General features: G+C 46.9%; 17 protein-coding genes and 1 other annotated feature. Of the genes, 5 read left to right on the top strand and 12 right to left on the bottom strand.

The window, feature by feature from the left end; all coding sequences use genetic code 11:
* The first annotated feature begins 23 nt into the window (after positions 1-23).
* Genes MJQ52_RS17065 through melA form a run of 4 tightly spaced genes read left to right on the top strand, consistent with a single transcriptional unit; the run spans position 24 to position 4351 of the window.
* A complete protein-coding gene (locus MJQ52_RS17065; RefSeq protein WP_094247639.1) occupies positions 24-1301 on the top strand; it encodes an ABC transporter substrate-binding protein in 1278 nt (425 codons plus the stop codon).
* Complete coding sequence (locus tag MJQ52_RS17060) at positions 1298-2212, top strand: carbohydrate ABC transporter permease (protein WP_094247638.1); 915 nt, start codon at positions 1298-1300, stop codon at positions 2210-2212. Before MJQ52_RS17065 ends, MJQ52_RS17060 begins: the two co-directional genes overlap by 4 nt.
* Positions 2209-3030, top strand: a complete 822-nt coding sequence (locus MJQ52_RS17055) for a carbohydrate ABC transporter permease (protein WP_003152305.1) — start codon at positions 2209-2211, stop codon at positions 3028-3030. Before MJQ52_RS17060 ends, MJQ52_RS17055 begins: the two co-directional genes overlap by 4 nt.
* Before the next feature lie 22 nt (positions 3031-3052).
* Positions 3053-4351 carry an alpha-galactosidase MelA gene (gene melA / locus MJQ52_RS17050; RefSeq protein WP_070082238.1) on the top strand — a complete coding sequence of 433 codons (1299 nt, stop codon included), beginning with the start codon at positions 3053-3055 and terminating at the stop codon, positions 4349-4351.
* Positions 4352-4387: 36 nt separating this feature from the next.
* Here the strand turns inward: melA and MJQ52_RS17045 are convergent, their stop codons facing one another.
* The 4 genes from MJQ52_RS17045 to MJQ52_RS17030 form a co-directional block, all read right to left on the bottom strand.
* Entirely contained in the window at positions 4388-4864 is a 477-nt protein-coding gene (locus MJQ52_RS17045; protein ID WP_094247927.1) for a GNAT family N-acetyltransferase, read from the bottom strand.
* 85 nt (positions 4865-4949) lie between these two features.
* Positions 4950-5261 (bottom strand): rhodanese-like domain-containing protein, encoded by a 312-nt coding sequence (locus MJQ52_RS17040; protein WP_003152299.1) that lies wholly within the window; start codon positions 5259-5261, stop codon positions 4950-4952.
* Positions 5262-5377: 116 nt separating this feature from the next.
* Positions 5378-7792 carry a leucine--tRNA ligase gene (leuS, locus tag MJQ52_RS17035; RefSeq protein WP_015418037.1) on the bottom strand — a complete coding sequence of 805 codons (2415 nt, stop codon included), beginning with the start codon at positions 7790-7792 and terminating at the stop codon, positions 5378-5380.
* A 109-nt stretch (positions 7793-7901) separates the two neighbouring features.
* Positions 7902-8115, bottom strand: a binding site (T-box leader).
* A gap of 102 nt (positions 8116-8217) precedes the next feature.
* Positions 8218-8553 carry a DUF4257 domain-containing protein gene (locus tag MJQ52_RS17030; RefSeq protein ID WP_015418038.1) on the bottom strand — a complete coding sequence of 112 codons (336 nt, stop codon included), beginning with the start codon at positions 8551-8553 and terminating at the stop codon, positions 8218-8220.
* Between the two features lie 389 nt (positions 8554-8942).
* Here MJQ52_RS17030 and MJQ52_RS17025 point away from each other — a divergent pair, with 389 nt between their 5' ends.
* Positions 8943-9728 carry an STAS domain-containing protein gene (locus MJQ52_RS17025; RefSeq protein WP_070082239.1) on the top strand — a complete coding sequence of 262 codons (786 nt, stop codon included), beginning with the start codon at positions 8943-8945 and terminating at the stop codon, positions 9726-9728.
* A gap of 40 nt (positions 9729-9768) precedes the next feature.
* Here the strand turns inward: MJQ52_RS17025 and MJQ52_RS17020 are convergent, their stop codons facing one another.
* From MJQ52_RS17020 to MJQ52_RS16985, 8 genes are all read right to left on the bottom strand, one after another.
* Positions 9769-10953 (bottom strand): MDR family MFS transporter, encoded by a 1185-nt coding sequence (locus tag MJQ52_RS17020; RefSeq protein WP_094247637.1) that lies wholly within the window; start codon positions 10951-10953, stop codon positions 9769-9771.
* A gap of 195 nt (positions 10954-11148) precedes the next feature.
* Positions 11149-11859 (bottom strand): YwaF family protein, encoded by a 711-nt coding sequence (locus MJQ52_RS17015; protein WP_015387829.1) that lies wholly within the window; start codon positions 11857-11859, stop codon positions 11149-11151.
* Between the two features lie 106 nt (positions 11860-11965).
* Positions 11966-13906 carry an FtsX-like permease family protein gene (locus MJQ52_RS17010; RefSeq protein WP_003152291.1) on the bottom strand — a complete coding sequence of 647 codons (1941 nt, stop codon included), beginning with the start codon at positions 13904-13906 and terminating at the stop codon, positions 11966-11968.
* Positions 13903-14658: an ABC transporter ATP-binding protein gene (locus MJQ52_RS17005; protein WP_003152289.1), complete on the bottom strand. Its 756-nt coding sequence runs from the start codon at positions 14656-14658 to the stop codon at positions 13903-13905. The genes MJQ52_RS17010 and MJQ52_RS17005 overlap by 4 nt, the downstream gene beginning before the upstream one ends.
* A 102-nt stretch (positions 14659-14760) precedes the next feature.
* Entirely contained in the window at positions 14761-15765 is a 1005-nt protein-coding gene (locus MJQ52_RS17000) for a sensor histidine kinase (RefSeq protein WP_094247636.1), read from the bottom strand.
* A complete protein-coding gene (locus MJQ52_RS16995) occupies positions 15758-16453 on the bottom strand; it encodes a response regulator transcription factor (protein WP_014305616.1) in 696 nt (231 codons plus the stop codon). The genes MJQ52_RS17000 and MJQ52_RS16995 overlap by 8 nt, the downstream gene beginning before the upstream one ends.
* A 63-nt stretch (positions 16454-16516) precedes the next feature.
* A complete protein-coding gene (locus MJQ52_RS16990; RefSeq protein WP_021494489.1) occupies positions 16517-17827 on the bottom strand; it encodes an ABC transporter permease in 1311 nt (436 codons plus the stop codon).
* The gene (locus MJQ52_RS16985; RefSeq protein WP_003152281.1) at positions 17817-18512 is read right to left on the bottom strand and encodes an ABC transporter ATP-binding protein; all 696 of its coding nucleotides are present in this window, start codon (positions 18510-18512) and stop codon (positions 17817-17819) included. The genes MJQ52_RS16990 and MJQ52_RS16985 overlap by 11 nt, the downstream gene beginning before the upstream one ends.
* Positions 18513-18522: the final 10 nt, after the last annotated feature.

Raw genomic sequence — 18522 nt, 5'->3', positions numbered from 1 at the left:
TATCATATTTAAAGGAGGAAAAGATGAAACGCTTACTGGCTTTGTTTCTTTCTTTTACTTGCATGATACTTCCCGGCTGCTCGGCAGAACGGAGCGGCGCCGGAGAAAAGCAGAAAACATTGACAGTCTATTCCACAATATCCTCAGACAGCGAACGCGCCGTATTCAGAAAGTTGGCTGATTCATTCCAAAAAGAACATCCGGACATTCAAGTAAACGTTCATTTCCCAGGCAATGGCTACGAAAATATGATGAGGGTCAGAATGGCGGCCGGTGACATGCCCGATCTTTTCGACACACACGGCTGGGCCAAAATCCGCTACGGAGAATATACCGCCGACCTCAGCGGCATGTCTTGGACGAAGCGGCTCGATCCGAATTTAAACAGCATGCTCAAAGACGCCAAAGGCAGAATATACGCTTTCCCTCTGAATCAGGCAAAGGACGGACTGGCCTACAACCGCACGCTGTTGGAAAAATACGGAATCAAGCCGCCGGAAACAATGGATAATTTTATGAAAGCACTGAGACAGATTAAAGAAAAAAGCGGCGGAACAGTCACCCCCTTTTGGTTTGCCGGCTATGAGAAAAGCTCATTTGCCCAATATTACGATCAATTCGCCGCACCGCTTCTCATCACAGATCCCGCACACCGTTTTAAAAAACAGCTGTTAAACGGAACCTTCCGCTGGACACACTTCACCTATTTATCTGACAAACTGAAAGAGATGCAAAAGGAAAACCTGCTCAATATAGATGCCGTGACGGCAAAACGGTCCCAGCTCATTGAACTGATGGCGCAAAACAAAATCGCCTTTACGCTGCAGGGCGGCACCCTCGGCCAAGACGTCGCTCAAATCAATCCGAAGGTAAAAGTCGGCATCATACCGACCCCGGCCGTCCACAAGGGAGACGCGCCGGTTTGGATCGGAGGCGAACGTTACACGCTGGCGGCATTCAAGGATTCCCCGCGGCTTGAAGAAGCGAAACAGTTCATCGCATTTATGGCCCGTCCCGAGCATGCGAAATCAATTGCCGAAGCGACCTCGCTTCCGGCCGGATTAGTGAATGTGCAAACGGACATTTTCTACGCAAATGACTATAAGCGCTATCAGCATATTAAGGTGCAGCCTTATTTTGACCGCCTTTATTTGCCGAACGGAATGTGGGATGTGATGGGGACAGCCGGGCAGGAGCTGATGGCCGATATCTTAACCCCCGCGGAAATTTCGGCGAAACTCGGCAGGGAATATAAGCGGCTCCGTCTTCAATCTGATTCACAAGGAGCTGAAAAAGAATGAGTGATCTTGCAAGAGAACCCCAAGGATTTCAACATCAAAAGCCGGTAAAACCCGCGTCACTGTGGTGGATGTACGTTCCCGCTCTTGCCACGGTTTTTATTTTCATGATTTTTCCGTTTGTCAAAGGCGCTTTTATCACATTTACAAACTGGAACGGCTTCTCACAGACGTATCAATGGGTGGGGGTCACTCAATATAAAAGGCTTTTTACAGATCCGGACACGTGGCTTATTGTGAAAAACACTTTGCTTTACGGCATCGGAAGCACTTTTTTTCAGAATATGCTCGGACTTTTATATGCGCTGCTTTTGAATCAGAGCTTAAAAATGAAGGCGCTCACAAGAACGATCGTCTACCTGCCCGTCATTATCAGTCCCCTGATTATGGGATACATTTGGTATTTTATTTTCTCATATGACGGGGGTGCGCTGAATGATGTACTTGGCGCACTGGGACTCGGTCCTGTCAACGCCTTGGCAAGCCCTGCGGCAAACCCTTGGATTATCGTCATGATTAACACGTATCAATACGCAGGCATTGCGATGATTGTATATTTGGCGGGGCTGCAAAGCATTCCGAAAGATTATTACGAAGCCGCAAAAATGGATGGCGCGGGAGGTCTTCAGCCGTTTTTCACCATCACCCTGCCATTATTGATGCCGGCTGTCACCATCAACATGGTCATCAATATCATCGGAGGGCTGAAGCTGTTTGATGTCATTTTCGCGCTGACCGCAGGCGGGCCGGGCAATTCCTCTCAATCGATGTCGACGTTTATGTATGATTTATATTTTAAACGGCAGGATGCGGGATATGCCGCCGCCCAAGGCGTGTTTATGTCCGTTATTATTCTTGTCATCAGCTTTTCGGCTCTCGTGTATTTCAAGCGAAAGGAGACGGAAATGTCATGAAAACAGCCCGAATGCGGATTTTTACGCTGTTGGCTGCCGTTATCTCGTGCGTTCATATTGTCCCCTTTTATATTTTGCTGACCACGTCATTAAAAGCAAAAGGAGACTACAGTTCAAAATGGTCGCTGCCATCCGCCTTTTCATTTCAGAATTTTCGTGAAGCATGGGAGCGCGCCTCTCTCGGGCAATCCTTTCTGAACACGATCATCATTACAGCCGTTTCCGCCGCTTTGTTAATTTTCATGGGTTCGCTTGCCGCATACCCGCTCGCAAGAAGAAATACAAAGCTGAACAAAATCGTCTTCGGCCTTTTGATTTCCATCATGATTATCCCGCCTTTGACTTCCATGGTTCCTTTATACAAAATGGTCGCTGATGCGGGGCTGGTCAATACGCATGCCGCAGCCATTCTCATTAATACGGCTGCATATATGCCGCTGACCGTTTTCTTATATTCAGGGTTTATCCGCTCTTCCATTCCGAAAGAACTTGAGGAAGCCGCCAGGATGGACGGCGCGGGATTGATCAGGACTTTTTATACGATCGTGTTTCCTTTGTTGAAACCGATTACCGCAACGGTCTGCATTATTTCCTGCGTGTTTATCTGGAACGATTACCAATTTGCGATTTTCTTTTTACAAGATCAAAAGGTGCAGACATTGACCGTGGCCATGGCGGGATTCTTCGGCGAAAACGCGAACAATCTTCACTTAGTCGCCGCAGCCGCAATTATGGCGATGCTGCCGATGGTCGTATTGTTTTTGGCGCTTCAAAAATATTTTATCTCAGGGCTGTCCTCCGGGGCGGTCAAAGGCTGAGAAGAAAAGGGAGGAATTTCTGTTGAAGAAAATTACGTTTATCGGAGCGGGGAGCACGATTTTCGCAAAAAATGTATTGGGGGACTGTTTACTGACTGAAGCATTAAACGGATTTGAATTCGCGCTTTATGATATTGACGCTGTACGGCTGAAAGAATCTCAGCTCATGCTGGAAAACATGAGAGACCGCTACAATCCGAGTATATCCATCATCTCCTACGATGACCGAAAACAGGCGCTTACACACGCCGGCTATGTGATAAACGCCATTCAGGTCGGAGGCTATAAACCCGCGACGGTCATTGACTTTGACATCCCGAAACGGTACGGTCTCCGCCAGACGATTGCCGATACCGTCGGAATAGGCGGCATTTTCCGTTCCCTCCGCACCATCCCCGTTTTATTTGACATCGCAAAAGACATGGAAGAGGTCTGCCCGGATGCATGGCTGTTAAACTATACAAATCCGATGGCCTCTCTGACCGGAGCGATGCTCAGACATACAAATGTCAAAACGGTCGGCCTGTGCCACAGCGTCCAGGTCTGTACCAAAGATCTGTTTGACTCACTCGGCATGGATCACGAAGGTACGGAAGAACGCATTGCCGGCATCAACCATATGGCTTGGCTTTTGGAGATTAAAAAAGACGGAATTGATTTATATCCGGAAATTAAAAGACGGGCACGGGAAAAACAAAAGACGAAACATAAGGACATGGTGCGGTTTGAGCTGATGGATAAATTCGGCTGCTACGTAACGGAATCATCTGAGCATAATGCCGAATATCATCCGTATTTTATAAAAAGCCGGTATCCGAAGCTGATAGATGAACTCCAAATTCCGCTTGATGAATATCCGAGGAGATGCGCGGAACAAATCAAAAACTGGGAAACGATGAGAGACGGGATCATCAACAACCAAAACCTGACGCATGAACGCTCGAAAGAATACGGTTCGAGAATTATAGAAGCGATGGAGACGGGCCGTCCGTTCACATTCGGCGGCAATGTGCTGAATACAGGGCTGATACCGAATCTGCCGGCGAAAGCGGTCGTTGAAGTGCCGTGCGCCGCCGTCAAAAACCAAATTATGCCGTGCTATTCCGGCGAACTTCCGGAGCAGCTCGCGGCGCTCAACAGAACAAACATTAACACACAGCTTTTAACCATCGAAGCAGCCGTTACATTAAAAAAGGAAGCCGTATATCAAGCGGCCATGCTTGATCCGCATACGAGCGCCGAGCTTTCCATGAATGACATCATCTCTTTGTGCGATGACTTATTTGAAGCGCACAAAGACCGGCTTCCGGCTTATCATTGATCATTCGCGATCCGGTCCTGGGCGGGCCGGACGCTTTTATATGTTCAGCACCAGTTTGACCGTCTGTAAGGTGTGTCCTTTAAAATCTTCTTCAAATCCACATACCCTTTGAAACCCTTTCGCTTGATAAAAGGACAAGGCGATGCGGTTCTCTTTTTCTGCATGGACATAAAGCTTTTTTACCCCGCCGGACTGCCTGATGCATTCTTTAAGAAGTGCCGTGCCTATCCCGCTTCCCTGGCAATCCGGGTCAATATAGATGGCGGTCAGCTCCGCATTTCCGTCTTTTTGAACCGGGGTGACATTTGCAAAACCGAGCACTCGCCCCTCTTCTTCTGCCACAAAGAACAAAGAATGCAAGAGCCGGCGTTCCATCATCTCATCCTGATAGGCGGATTCGAGAAACAGATCCTGAATGTGTCTGGGAATAATCCCATCATACGTATGATGCCAGCTGCGTTCTGCGACTTGCCGGACCTGTTTGATATCGTTTGTTTTCATCGCGCGGATCATCGGTTTCACCTGATTCGCCTCCCGTTTTTTTTATAAAAAAAGAAGAAAAAGACGCACGTCCCTTTTCTTCTTTCACTTCAAAACGTTATTTCTTCGGCTTTGTTTCGCCTTCCCACTCCAGCATGCCGCCTTCTACATTAACTGTACGGAAGCCCTGCTCATGTAAATACATACAAACGTTCATGCTTCTTTTTCCGGAACGGCAGATAAATACATATTCCTTGTCCTTGTCTAACGCATCCATCTTCTCAGGGATGTCCCCCATGCGGATATGAACGGCCTCCGGAATCATTCCTTCGGCAACTTCTTCGTCTTCTCTGACATCAATCAGATACAGCTCTTCTCCCGCTTTTAATTTTTCTTCCAGTGCGGCTGTGCTGATTTCATTTATTTTCAATGTGTGACACTCCCATTCATCTTTATGGTGTTAAGTATACCAAAGCCCGCGGTGCAATTTCTATGATAGAGGCCTGATAAAAAAGCCCCTCTCTGTAGGAGAGGGGCTTCGTCCGGTCAGTTTGCCACGATATTGACAAGCTTGCCCGGTACGGCAATAATTTTTCGGATCGTTTTTCCTTCAAGCTGCTCTTTTACTTTTTCGTCAGCTTGTGCGAGCTGTTCTAACGCTGCTTTATCAGCATCAGCCGGAACCATTAATTTCGCTTTTACTTTTCCGTTCAGCTGGACGACGATTTCCACTTCATCGTCCACCAGTTTTGATTCGTCATAAGCAGGCCAAGCCTCGTATGCAATCGAACCTTCGTGGCCGAGTTTTTCCCACAGTTCTTCCGCCAAATGCGGCGCAACAGGAGAAAGCAGCTTCACAAAACCTTCGATATATTCTCTCGGCAGTTCATTCGCTTTGTAAGCTTCATTAATGAACACCATCAGCTGAGAAATGCCCGTGTTAAAACGAAGGGCTTCGAAGTTTTCTGTCACTTTCATGACCGTTTCATGATAGACGCGCTCAAGAGTTTCGCCCGCGCCTTCTGTCACTTTGCCCGTCAGCTCGCCGTTTTCCTCGATAAACAAACGCCATACGCGGTCAAGGAAGCGGCGCGCTCCGTCAAGGCCTGATTCAGACCAGGCGATAGATGCGTCAAGCGGCCCCATAAACATTTCGTACAGGCGAAGCGTATCTGCTCCGTGAGACGCTACAATTTCATCCGGATTGACGACGTTTCCGCGGGATTTACTCATTTTTTCATTGTTTTCCCCGAGAATCATCCCTTGGTTATACAGCTTTTGGAACGGTTCTTTCGTCGGCACGACACCGATATCATAGAGGAATTTATGCCAGAAACGAGCGTACAGAAGGTGAAGCACGGCATGCTCCGCTCCTCCGATGTAAATATCGACGGGCAGCCATTTATCCAGTTTCTCAGGTGAAGCGAGCTGATCCGGATTTTTCGGGTCGATAAAGCGGAGGAAATACCAGCAGCTTCCCGCCCATTGCGGCATCGTGTTCGTTTCTCTTCTGCCTTTTCTGCCCGTTTCAGGATCAGTGACTTCCACCCACTCTTTAATGTTGGCAAGCGGTGATTCACCTGTTCCGCTCGGTTTGATCTCATCGGTTTTCGGCAGAATCAGCGGCAGCTCTTCCGCCGGAACGGCTGTTGACGTGCCGTCTTCCCAATGAATGACCGGAATCGGCTCGCCCCAATAGCGCTGGCGGCTGAACAGCCAATCACGCAGACGGTATGTCACTTTTTTCTCACCGTTTTTCGTTTCTTCAAGCCAGGCGATCATTTTTTCAATCGCTTCCGCTTTATTCAGTCCGTTCAGAAAGCCGGAATTGACATGTTCTCCGTCTCCCGTGTACGCTTCTTCTTCCGTGTTTCCGCCTTTTACGACTTCTTTGACAGGCAGGCTGAACACTTTGGCGAATTCAAAATCACGTTCGTCATGCGCCGGCACGGCCATTACAGCGCCCGTTCCGTAAGAGGCGAGGACATAATCCGCTATCCAGATCGGCAGCTTTTCCCCATTTGCAGGGTTTACGGCATATGCGCCTGTGAAGACGCCCGTTTTTGTTTTCGCAAGATCCGTCCGTTCCAGGTCACTTTTCGCCTGAACTTCTTTAACATAAGCGTCTACCGCTTCTTTTTGTTCAGGTGTCGTGATGACCTCCACAAGCTCATGCTCAGGAGCCAGTACGGCATAAGCCGCGCCGAACAGCGTGTCCGGTCTTGTCGTAAACACCGTAAACGTGTCATCAGTGCCGTCGATCGCGAAATGCACGTTTGCGCCTTCTGAGCGTCCGATCCAGTTGCGCTGCATGTCTTTAATGCTTTCCGGCCAGTCAAGTTCTTCTAAATCTTCAAGAAGCCTGTCCGCATAAGCGGTGATTTTCAGCATCCATTGTCTCATCGGGCGGCGTTCAACCGGATGGCCGCCCCGCTCGCTTTTGCCGTCAATGACTTCTTCGTTCGCAAGCACCGTTCCGAGCGCCGGGCACCAGTTGACCGGCACTTCGTCTACGTAAGCGAGCCCTTTTTCGTACAGCTTGGTGAAGATCCACTGCGTCCACTTGTAATAGTCCGGATCAGTCGTATTGATTTCACGATCCCAATCATAAGAAAATCCGAGTGATTGGATCTGGCGGCGGAAATTATCTATATTTTGTTTTGTGAACTCAGCCGGATCATTCCCCGTGTCAAGCGCGTATTGCTCGGCAGGAAGCCCGAACGCGTCCCATCCCATCGGATGAAGCACATTGTACCCTTGCATGCGTCTCATGCGAGAAAGGATATCGGTTGCCGTATAGCCTTCCGGATGTCCGACATGAAGGCCGGCTCCTGAAGGATACGGAAACATGTCAAGCGCGTAAAACTTCGGCTTGTCATTCTCTTCACTGACGGCGAACGTTTTATGATCCAACCAGTAATTCTGCCATTTCTTTTCTATTTTTTCGTGCTGAAAACTCAACGTAAAAACCTCCTTCTGATTGAATACGGCGTATGTAGTCCAAGTATTGACGGGATGAGGAAGATTATATTCAGATTATTCTAAAACTAAAAAAAACTCCCTCATCCCTAAAAGGGACGAGAGATTTTTGTTTCCCGCGGTACCACCCTCGTTAGCGCGGTTTTAAGCCGCACTCACTTGATACTTTTAACGCAGTTATGCGTCAGCGGTTTTGCCGCTGCAACTCTGAGGCGAGTTCGGAAACAGACTTGATTGACTTGCACCGGCCGTCAACTCTCTGAGTGCGAAATCTGCTTCTTACTGCTCCTCTTCACTGTTCTTATCGCTACCGTAATCTTACCTGTATTTTATAGAATTCTGTTCATAAGTGCAAGCAGGTTTGTATACAATGGGAATGTACCCGGAACGGGTCGTGAGCGGGGATATTATTTTGATGGAGGATTTTTTTGCTGGTGTGGTTTTGCTTCGGCCGAATCACTGTTTTGTTCTCTGACAAAATCAAAGCTCCTGAGAACAGCTTCTCCGCCGTAGCCTGCGATTATGGATAAGATGACGAGTTGAATTCCTGAATCGGGGTCAGCGGATAAGACAAGTAAGATGGAAGCAGCCATTCCGATAAAACCATCTTCCAAAAAACCGAGATAGATAAACCGCTTTGTCATTCTGGGTTTCTCCAGCCTGCCTCTCTTTTTCACATGACCGAGAACCCCCATGATGCCTCCAATTACACAAGCAATTATTACCTGATGCAGCATCTTCATCACCTTCCTAAAGCCCTTATTTAGTAAAGCGACTTCAGGCCATCCAGCCCCCTTACGAATACGATGATTTTCGATATCTACATACCGGCGATTGAACAGGAATGTAAAAAGCTTGTTTCTTCCATTATATGTGAACACATGATCGGTAAGCTTGATGCATTAGATTCATTTTTCACCCAGTGACAATGACCTAGTCACTTACTTAGCGATGATGTGCCTTCCCCTTATATATTCAGTGTATATGAGGACAAGCCCGAATGACAAATTGCAAACTTCGGCTGCTTGAATCAGAACATATGTTATGCTACGGTTACTGTAGATTCATTTAAAAAGGGGAGAAACAACGGCTGAAAAAAGCGCGCAGCTTTACGGCCAAAAGGGGGTTTTACATGGCTGACTCAAATGTATTCGGAAAACTGGAGCAGCTGGAGCTTATCAAAAAGGCGCTTGATCACGCACGCATCGGCGTGGTGATTACAGACCCCTCTCTTGAGGACAATCCCATCATATATACAAATCAGGGATTTATGGATATGACAGGCTACGCTTCCGAAGAGATATTAGGTAAGAACTGCAGATTTCTGCAAAGCAAAGAAACCGACCGTCAACAAGTCGCGAAAATAAGAAAGAGCTTAAACCAGAAAGAAAAGATCACGGTGCGGCTGAAAAATGTCAAAAAAGACGGCACCCCGTTTTGGAATGAACTCAACATTGATCCTCTGTATGTTGAAGACAAGCTCTATTTTGTCGGTTTTCAAAAAGACATTACAGAGCAGAAAGAATACGAAAAGCTCCTGGAGGATTCCCTCACAGAAATCACGACGCTGTCAACACCGATTGTTCCGATCCGAAACGGCATCTCCGCCTTGCCGTTAGTGGGAAACTTAACGGAAGAACGATTTGATTCAATTGTGACAACTTTGACGGACATATTAACCGCATCTAAAGATGATTACTTAATTATAGACTTATCAGGTTTGGCCGAGGTAAACGAACAGACGGCAGACCAGATTTTCAAATTGCATCACCTGCTTAAATTAATCGGCACAGAACTGATTATCACCGGGATCAAGCCTTCCCTCGCCATGAGAATGAATCAGCTTGATGCCAGCTTTTCTTCATTAAAGACGTATTTAAACGTTAAGGACGCCGTCAACGTGCTTCCGGTCGTATAAACAAAAAAATCCCGCCGAAACAGCGGGATTTTTTATGTCGTCATCGCACTTGGACGTTTTGTTTATTAACGGTTTTCAGGCGTTTGTCGTACAGCACCGTCGCTGCGATGCTGACAACAAGAAGCACCATCAGGATCAACAGCAGCACGCTCATGCCGTACTGATCAACCAGCACGCCGCCAAGGAGCGGCCCGATCATTCTGCCGCCCGTCGCCGCACTGTTGACAAATCCTTGGTAAAACCCTTCTTTCCCCTTAGGCGCAAGCTGATTGGCAATGGTAGGCACGGCAGGCCAGACAAGCATTTCTCCGACGGTTAAAATCACCATTGCGGTGAGGTACATCGGAAATTGCTTGGCGCTAAGAAGCACGCCGAACGAAACGATAAAAATACAAAAGCCGATGACCATCTGCGTTTTTAACGCGCCTGACCATTTTTTCAGAACAGCTCCTATGAGAGGCTGTCCGGCGACAATTAATATTCCGTTTACGGTCCAGAGCACACTGTATAATGAAAGCGGCATACCGATGCTTTGAGTATGTGACGCAACGGTTGTGGACCACTGCGAATAGGCAATCCACCCGAGAACATACCCGCCGCTCAATATGAGAAGCGCCGTAAATTTCGTTCTGCTGCTGACAGGCTCGTAGTCCAGAACAGAAACCTGGCTCGCATTTCTGGTTTTGATATTTCGAAACCCGAAAAATACGATAAGGAAAAACAGCACATACAGCAAAGCATTGGCTAAAAACACGTACGTAAACGAGTACGCCGCAACCATCCCGCCGAGTGCCGAGCCCACGGCGACACCTGCGTTCTGAGCTACATAAATCGCATTAAAAGCTCTCCGCCCGCCTTCTTTCCATACCGCTCCCGCCATGGCGTAACTGGCCGGAAACACGATACCGGAACCGAAGCCGACAATGATGAGCAGCCAAATATAAACGGGCCATTGGTGAAACAGAACGAGTCCGAGAAGACTTGCCAATGTGATCATAATGCCCAGCATAATGGATTTGAATCCGCCGATTTTATCAAACAAAAATCCGCCGCATAAATTCCCCGCCACACTGGCCCCGGAATTCAGCATCAGAACAATCCCCGCAACAGTCAGCGATTTCCCTAAATGATTATGAATATAGATCGTATTCAGCGGCCACAAAAAAGATGCGCCCGTCACATTGATAAACATTCCGATGATTAATATCTTCAAAGCGCGCGGCATACCGATCCCCCTCTCTCTATAAAAAACCCCATGAAAAAACGGAAACCGCAAGCCGCGGCTCCGTATCGATCACGTTATCATAGCACATTCATTCTATCGCCGCGGACGTCTTTTTTCAACATCAGAATCTGAAAAAAATAATGCCGGAATGTTGAAAAAATTACAAATGATTGGATTCGCAAAAACAGGCCGGCTTCATGCTCTTTTCCTCAGCAGCCAAAACGGAATATACAGAATGAAGAAGCTCAATATCACCGCCGCTTCCATTGATAGAAGATACCACGGCCAAGGTCCGAAAACATTCAGAAGCGAAGCGGTCTTCGGTTTTTTCATTAAATATAGATAATTTGCATTCAGCACACGATCAATAAAAAAGACACACGCCCCGTACAGATTTACGATCAGCACCGACACCCACAGCCCGCGCGCCGACGGCCTGTACCTTTCTGAAGCGGCCATGAATAGACAGGTAAGAAAAACACAGCCGTGGGAGACGAAAAACACGATGTATCGAAAATGCGGGAAAGAATACGCCCCTAAATCAGGTGTTGCCATCGCCTGTACGGCGCTGCCCAAACCGGCAAAATAGAGGAAGGCGAATAGCTTTTTGCTTTTTGTCATGACCATCAGCATCGCCAAATAGACGGAAAGGTCGCTCAGCTGCAGCGGCAGAGCTGTTTTCAGCGACCAGGCATGATGACAAAGCAGCCATATATGATAGCTGATCTGCGACACGGCAAGGAGAATGAATAGTACATAGCGGATCATACGGCTCTGGTTGAGCTTTTTCCGGAATACGATCACGCCCGCCCCCAGCAATCCGATGATCAACAATGTGAAAATGTGTTCCTTGGAAAAAAGATGAAAGGCCCCTGTTTCAGATTTCAATTGAAAATACTTCTGCATAAGGCTCCCCCGCGCGAAAAAATGACGTATGTCTATTCTTTTAAAAATCGCTTTCTTCTATTCATACAAAAAAAGCCTCCGCTTATGCGGAGGCTCCTCAATTGTTTTACAAGGCGGATTGAATGACCTTTTTATAATACAGCACCGACAGCATGCCGAAGATGGAGTACAGCAGCGTATACAGCGCCATGACGATGATCATCGGCGTCCACACTTCCGTTCCGAATAAAAACCATCCTGACTGAACGGCAAAATAGCTGTGGAACAGCCCGAGAACGAGCGGAATCCCGAAATGATACGCCTGCTTCCGGCGGATGCCTTTCAGCAGATCTCCCGTTGTGAAGCCGAGCTTCCGCAATATCGTATAATCAGCCTTCTCATCCTCACACTCGCCCATTTGTTTAAAATAAAGGATACAGCCTGAGGTGATCAAAAAGGTTAATCCCAAAAAGCCGACAATAAACATGATCAGCCCCATGTTTTTCTTTTGCGTGTCAGCCGTTTCAAATTGTGAAAGCGCACCGTCTGAATAGTGCTGCGCCTGAAACAGACCATCAGCTTTTTGGATGTCCTCTTCTCGTTTGAGTGTAATGCCGAAAAACCGATTTGATTTTCCCTGGATGGACGGGTCGATATCTTTCTCGATCCGGTCGAATACCTGCTGCGTGACGATAACGGTCGGCAACCCTCCGCTTGTAAATGTATATGACAGGAGGAAGTCGTTCTTCAAGCCCTTATACGCCAGCGGTATTTTATCCGTTTTGCCGTTTATATCAATGGAACCCGACGTTTTCAGGTCGAGGAATCTTTTCATCATATCATTATATCCGGTAAACACGGCTTCTCCGTCAGAAAGCTCCGTCCCTTCTGCATCTTTCTCGCTTATAATCGGCAGCGCCAGGCTGGACGGGTCTTGTTGAAAGCTTTTCATGTCGCCGTTTATAATGTTCTTCATATTGACACCGGCTTGAATGGTCTTGATTGTTTTTACTTTGTGTTCAATTCCGTTTTTCTTCAATAAGGCGGTAAAAGAGTCAGTCTCCTTTTGGTTATCAAACGCAAAGTCCGCGGCTGTATTTTGCTCAGCCGATTTTTCCGCGGAGTAGTACGAGATATAGCTTAAAGACAGCAAACCGATTGCCAGCGCCGAAAGAGTCGTAATAATCGTCAGCAATACGGCGTTTGACTTCATCCGGAACATGATGGATGACAAAGACAGCACTTCACTGACATTCAGATACCCGCCTTTTGATTTCCGGATGAGATTTGCCAGAAAGCTGACCGAACCTTTATAAAACAGATAGGTTCCGATAATGACCGAGCCGAGAATAAACACCATGGCCGAAAACAGTTCATTCATGCTCGTAAAACTGCCTCCGAATAAATCCGCGGACACGGCATAGCCGGCGATAATGGCCGCAATACCGACAACGCCGATCAACATCTGCACCCAAGAAAGCCGTCTTATGCCGCTTTCTGACGATGACGCGGTTTTAAATAAAGACAAAATGCTTTGCCGTTTAATAAATAAGTAATTCATCATCATAATCAGCACGTAAATTGCCCCGAACACAATTAACGTCTGAACGAGCGCCTTGCTTGAAAAAAACAGTGAGACAGAGGCTTTCACACCGACTGTATGAAACAGCATCATCATACATAATTTCGAGAGGGAAAAGCCGGCGAAAATACCGATCCAAATCGATCCGAAATACAAAATGAAATTTTCTGCGCTGAGTATGCGGAAAATGTGCATTTTCGTCATCCCGATTAATCGGAATAAGCCGATTTCCCGGCCGCGCCGTTTAATAAAAATGGTGTTGGCATATAAAAGAAATACCGACACGATCGCCACAAGCAGTACAGAGGCGGCCCGGATTGCCGCCGCTCCTTTTATGGAGCTTTTCATTTCATCAAGCGCCGGATCGTATTGCATTGTGACAAACGCGAAATAAAGGGCGGCGCTGAACACCAGCGCAAAAACGTAAAGATAATAGTTTTTCATATTCTTTTTCAGGTTCTGGAAGATCAAATGATGAATACTCATGCCTGAACCCCGCCCAATACACTTTGCGTTTTCATAATATCCTGAAAAAAGTCCGGTCTGTCCTGACCGCCTTTATTCAGCTGCGTATACACACGGCCGTCTTTAATGAAAACCACACGTCCGGAATAGCTGGCGGCAACCGGATCATGCGTCACCATCACAATGGTGGCGCGGCGTTTTTGATTCAGGCGGCTGAGTTTATTCAATAAATCCGTGGCAGCCTTTGAATCGAGCGCTCCGGTCGGCTCATCAGCAAAAATAATGCCCGGCTCGTGAATAACAGCTCTTGCGGCAGACGTCCGCTGTTTTTGTCCGCCGGAAATTTCACTCGGATACTTATGTCTCAAATCATAGATCCCAAGCTCCTCTGCCGTCTCGGCAAATCGCAGGTCCGCCTCTTTCTTAGACATTTTCGTAATGGATAACGGCAGGAGTATGTTTTCCTTCACGGTCAGCGTGTCCAATAAATTATAATCCTGAAAAATAAAGCCGAGATGCCGTTTTCTGAATTCGGCAAGCTGTTTTTCTTTCATGGATGTAATCTCCGTCTCATTCAGTTTTATGGTGCCCGAGCTCACTTTATCAATGGAGGAAAGCACATTCAAAAGGGTCGTTTTCCCTGATCCTGACGGGCCCATAATGCTGACGAATTCCCCTTTGTGAATCTGAAGATCAATTCCTTTCAGCACCTCTTGTTTATTCAGCTTGTTTCCGTAGCTTTTTTGGATATTGCCTGCTTCTAAAATCATCACGTTATGATTCTCCTTTTACATTGGTTATCTTTATTTTAAAAACAGAAGCCGTTTTTTTCGTTTGATTAAGCGAACAAAAGAGAAAAGCATGTGACACTTTTGTCACACGCTGAACATGCTGACGGCATCGTTCTGTTTTGGAAACACCAAGGTAAAAACCGTGCCGCTTTCCGGCTCAGAGCGCACGCTGATCTGGATGAGAAGCGGAGCCGCGGCTTTTTGAGCCAAATACAGGCCCATCCCCGTTGACGCGTGATCTCGCCTCATTCGCGTCGAGGTAAATCCTTTTTCAAAAATGCGCGGAAGATCTTTGGGCTCGATGCCGATGCCGCGGTCTTCGATATCGACATGCACCCGGCTGTTTTGTTCATAGCTTTTTACGGTAATGTCATCCGCTTCACTGTATTTGACGGCATTGCTTAACAGCTGCCTGATGATGAAGGAAAGCCATTTTCCGTCACTGTGAACGTCCGGCGAATCAAGCTGAATGTCAAACCCGATCCCTTTTTGTATGCACCATGATTGCAGGTTTTTAATTTCTTTGAAAACGAGCGGTCTGAGCTGAATGCGCTGGAATGATAAATCATTTTCAATAAAGGACAATCGTTTCTGATGAAGCTGCTGGTCCAGAAGATGGTGAATCCGCAGCCATTCATACAGCAAAGGGGGTTTCAGCGGCTGTTCATCAAGGCGCTCGATCATGAGATGCATCGCTGTCAGCGGTGTTTTGACCTCGTGAATCCATGACATCAGATCATCCTTTTCATGCTCTGACGCCGCCTGAAGATCAAGTGAGCTTTTTCGTAATTGCTCTGTCTGCCCTTCAATGCTTTCTTCAACGATAGACTCAAACGGACTGTCAGGCGCTTTAAGATAAGACATGTCTAAATTGGCGTCCCACTCTCTTAAGCTTTTATAATAGGCGGTCTCTTTACGATAGCGGAACAAGAGAAATACAAGAAACACAAGAAGCGACAGGTAAACAAAATACAGCACCGAAAAAAACGGAATAGACGGATCAATATATGCCGCAAAAAGGAGCACAGCCTGCTGCAAAAGAAACATCGCGATCCAGCTTTTTCTTTCAAGCAGAAATGATTTAATCATAAAGACCGTCTTCTTCCTTTGCGATGTATCCCTGTCCCACCTTGGTTTCAATCATTTTCCCGATGCCTAATTGATCGAGTTTTTTCCGCAGCCGGTTGACATTCACCGTCAGCGTATTATCACTGACGAAACGCTCATCATTCCATAGGCTTCTGATGAGTTCTTCCCGGCTGACGATTTTATTTTTCTGCTCAGCCAGCAGTTTTAAGATCAGCATTTCGTTTTTGGTCAGTTCGACCGAACCGTTTTTACGGCTGACCGTGTTGGTTTCTGTGTCAATGACCGCCCCGCACCATCTTTTCATCAGCGCCGGTTCTGTGCCGTATTGGTGCACACGGCGGAACACCGCCTGTATTTTCGCGATTAACACATCAAAGTGAAAAGGCTTCTGAATAAAATCATCTGCTCCGAGCTGCATCGACATGACCATATCCGCGGGATGATCGCGCGAGGACAAAAAGAGAATCGGCACGTTTGATTGGGAGCGTATCATTCTGCACCAATGAAAGCCGTCAAATTTCGGCAGCTGTACATCAATGATCACCAAATCAGGCTTAATTTCAGTAAACTCCCGGATGACCCGGCTGAAATCTTTTATTCCGTGCACCGCAAATGACCAGCCCGTTAATCTCTCTTTCATCTCGTGAAACAAAGTGTTATCATCTTCTATTAACAAAATGTGAAACATGGTATCCGCCCTTTTCTGATAGATAGAGGAAAAACCGGCTGATGTACAGCCGGCTTTTTTCCTTTACAGTTCTCTTCTTAATGCAGTCAGAACGTTGGTTTTTGTCGCTTTGCGGGCCGGATTCATACCGGAAATCACCGCGACCCCCGCACAAATGACAACTGCGATCACAACGAGGCTGAGCGGGATATAGGAGAAGGTATAATGAAGATCTTCAGCTCCGGTGTTTCCCCCTACCGCTTTCAAGATAACCGGCACAGCCAGATTGACGGCAAAACTCACTCCGTAAGAAATGATAATCCCGATGACAGAACCTAATATCCCGATATAGGCGCTTTCCATCAGGAACATTCTGCGGATGATGGACGGGCTTGCGCCGATCGCTTTCATAATCCCGATTTCCTGCGTTCGTTCCGTCACCGCCATCGTCATCGTATTGAAAATACCGATGGCAGAAATCACGACGGCGATAAAGCCGACAAAGATCAGGCCGATTTTAAAGACGAGGAAGAAGGTATTGACGCCCTTCAGCTCGGTTGTGACAGATCTGACATAAAAGCCGTCATCCGTGAGGTCATGGGTAAGCTGATCGACATGTTCGAATTTGTCCGCATACACATTGATGTTTTTTTCCACATTTCCATTCTTCAGATCCAAGAATGTTGAGAAGTCCTTCTTGAATTGATCACTCACAAAAATATTTGTATCCTCTATCCAATCTTGGGACGGTTTTTTTGTAATTCCGACTACTTTGAAGTCGTACGTTTTCGTTTTCTCAACGTCTCCGTCTTTGTTTGTTTTGGAGATGCTCAGCTGTATCGTTTTATTAAGCAGGTCTTTCGTATAGCCTTTTGGTTTTTTCACCTCCGACATGTCGCCTTGGTGATCCTTTAACTCTTTGTCGTAAGCGTCAGCCTCTTTTTTCGTCAATAAGTTCTTCGCAAAATCATAGCCGACCACGATTTCATTCTCTGTACGGGCGACCCTTCCCTGATCAAGCTCCATATTGGCTTTGACTTCATCGTTCATGTTTGTCAGCACAATGGCAGAATCTTCATTTGTTCGGTTTCCTAACGACGCTTTATTCGGTTCATACACTTGTGTTCTTTCAACGACAGACTTGACATTTTTATACTTTTCCAAGTCTGATTTCTTCACGGCTTTTCCGTTCTCTTGGCCGAGCACATTGATTTCCGTAACAATCTGCTGGCTCATGGTAATGTCTGTAATCGTTTTTTGGATGCCGAATCCGACGGAAGCCAGCACCACTAAAAACGCGCACGCCATTGTCGTCGCCAGCACCGTCATGAAAACACGCAGCCGGTTTTTCTTCATATTTCTTCTGATAAAGTGAATCTGATCCTTAAATCTCAACAGTAACGCCCCCTTTTAATACACCGTCATGCAGCTGGAATTTTGAATGCGCGATCGAAGCGACTTCATCGTCATGCGTAATGATGACAAATGTAATCCCGCGCTCCCGGTTCAGCTGCTGAATTAAAGCAAGCACCTCAAGTTCCGTTTCTGAATCGAGGCTTCCCGTCGGCTCATCGGCTAAAATAATTGACGGATTTAAAATGAGGGCTCTTGCGATACTGACACGCTGCTGCTGGCCGCCTGACAGCTCATTCGGATAATGATTCGCATGATTCTCAAGTCCGACCCGTTTCAGCATATCCGCGACTTTCTGCTTGCGTTCAGACGGTTTGACGCCTTTTAAGGCAAGCGGCATTTCAACATTTTCATAGGTTGTCAGACTCGGAATGAGCTGAAAGCTTTGAAAAATAAAGCCGAAATGCCCGAGGCGGAACTGCGCCCACTCTTTTTCATTGAAACCCGTCACATCAGTGCCGTTAATGACGATACGGCCCTTTGTCGGCGCTATGTATCCCGAAATTAAATTCAGAAGCGTTGATTTTCCGGAACCGCTCCGCCCGACGATACAGGCAATTTCCCCTTTTTCAACGGTCAAAGAGACATCCTTCAGTACCGGAACCTCACTCTCTCTGCCTTTCCTGCCGATTTTAAATGAATGATCGATATGCTGTACCTCTATCACGTACACCACT

The sequence above is a fragment of the Bacillus sp. jun7 genome (assembly GCF_051034795.1).
GTDB lineage: Bacteria > Bacillota > Bacilli > Bacillales > Bacillaceae > Bacillus > Bacillus velezensis.
This window is presented reverse-complemented; position numbering and strand designations above follow the sequence as displayed.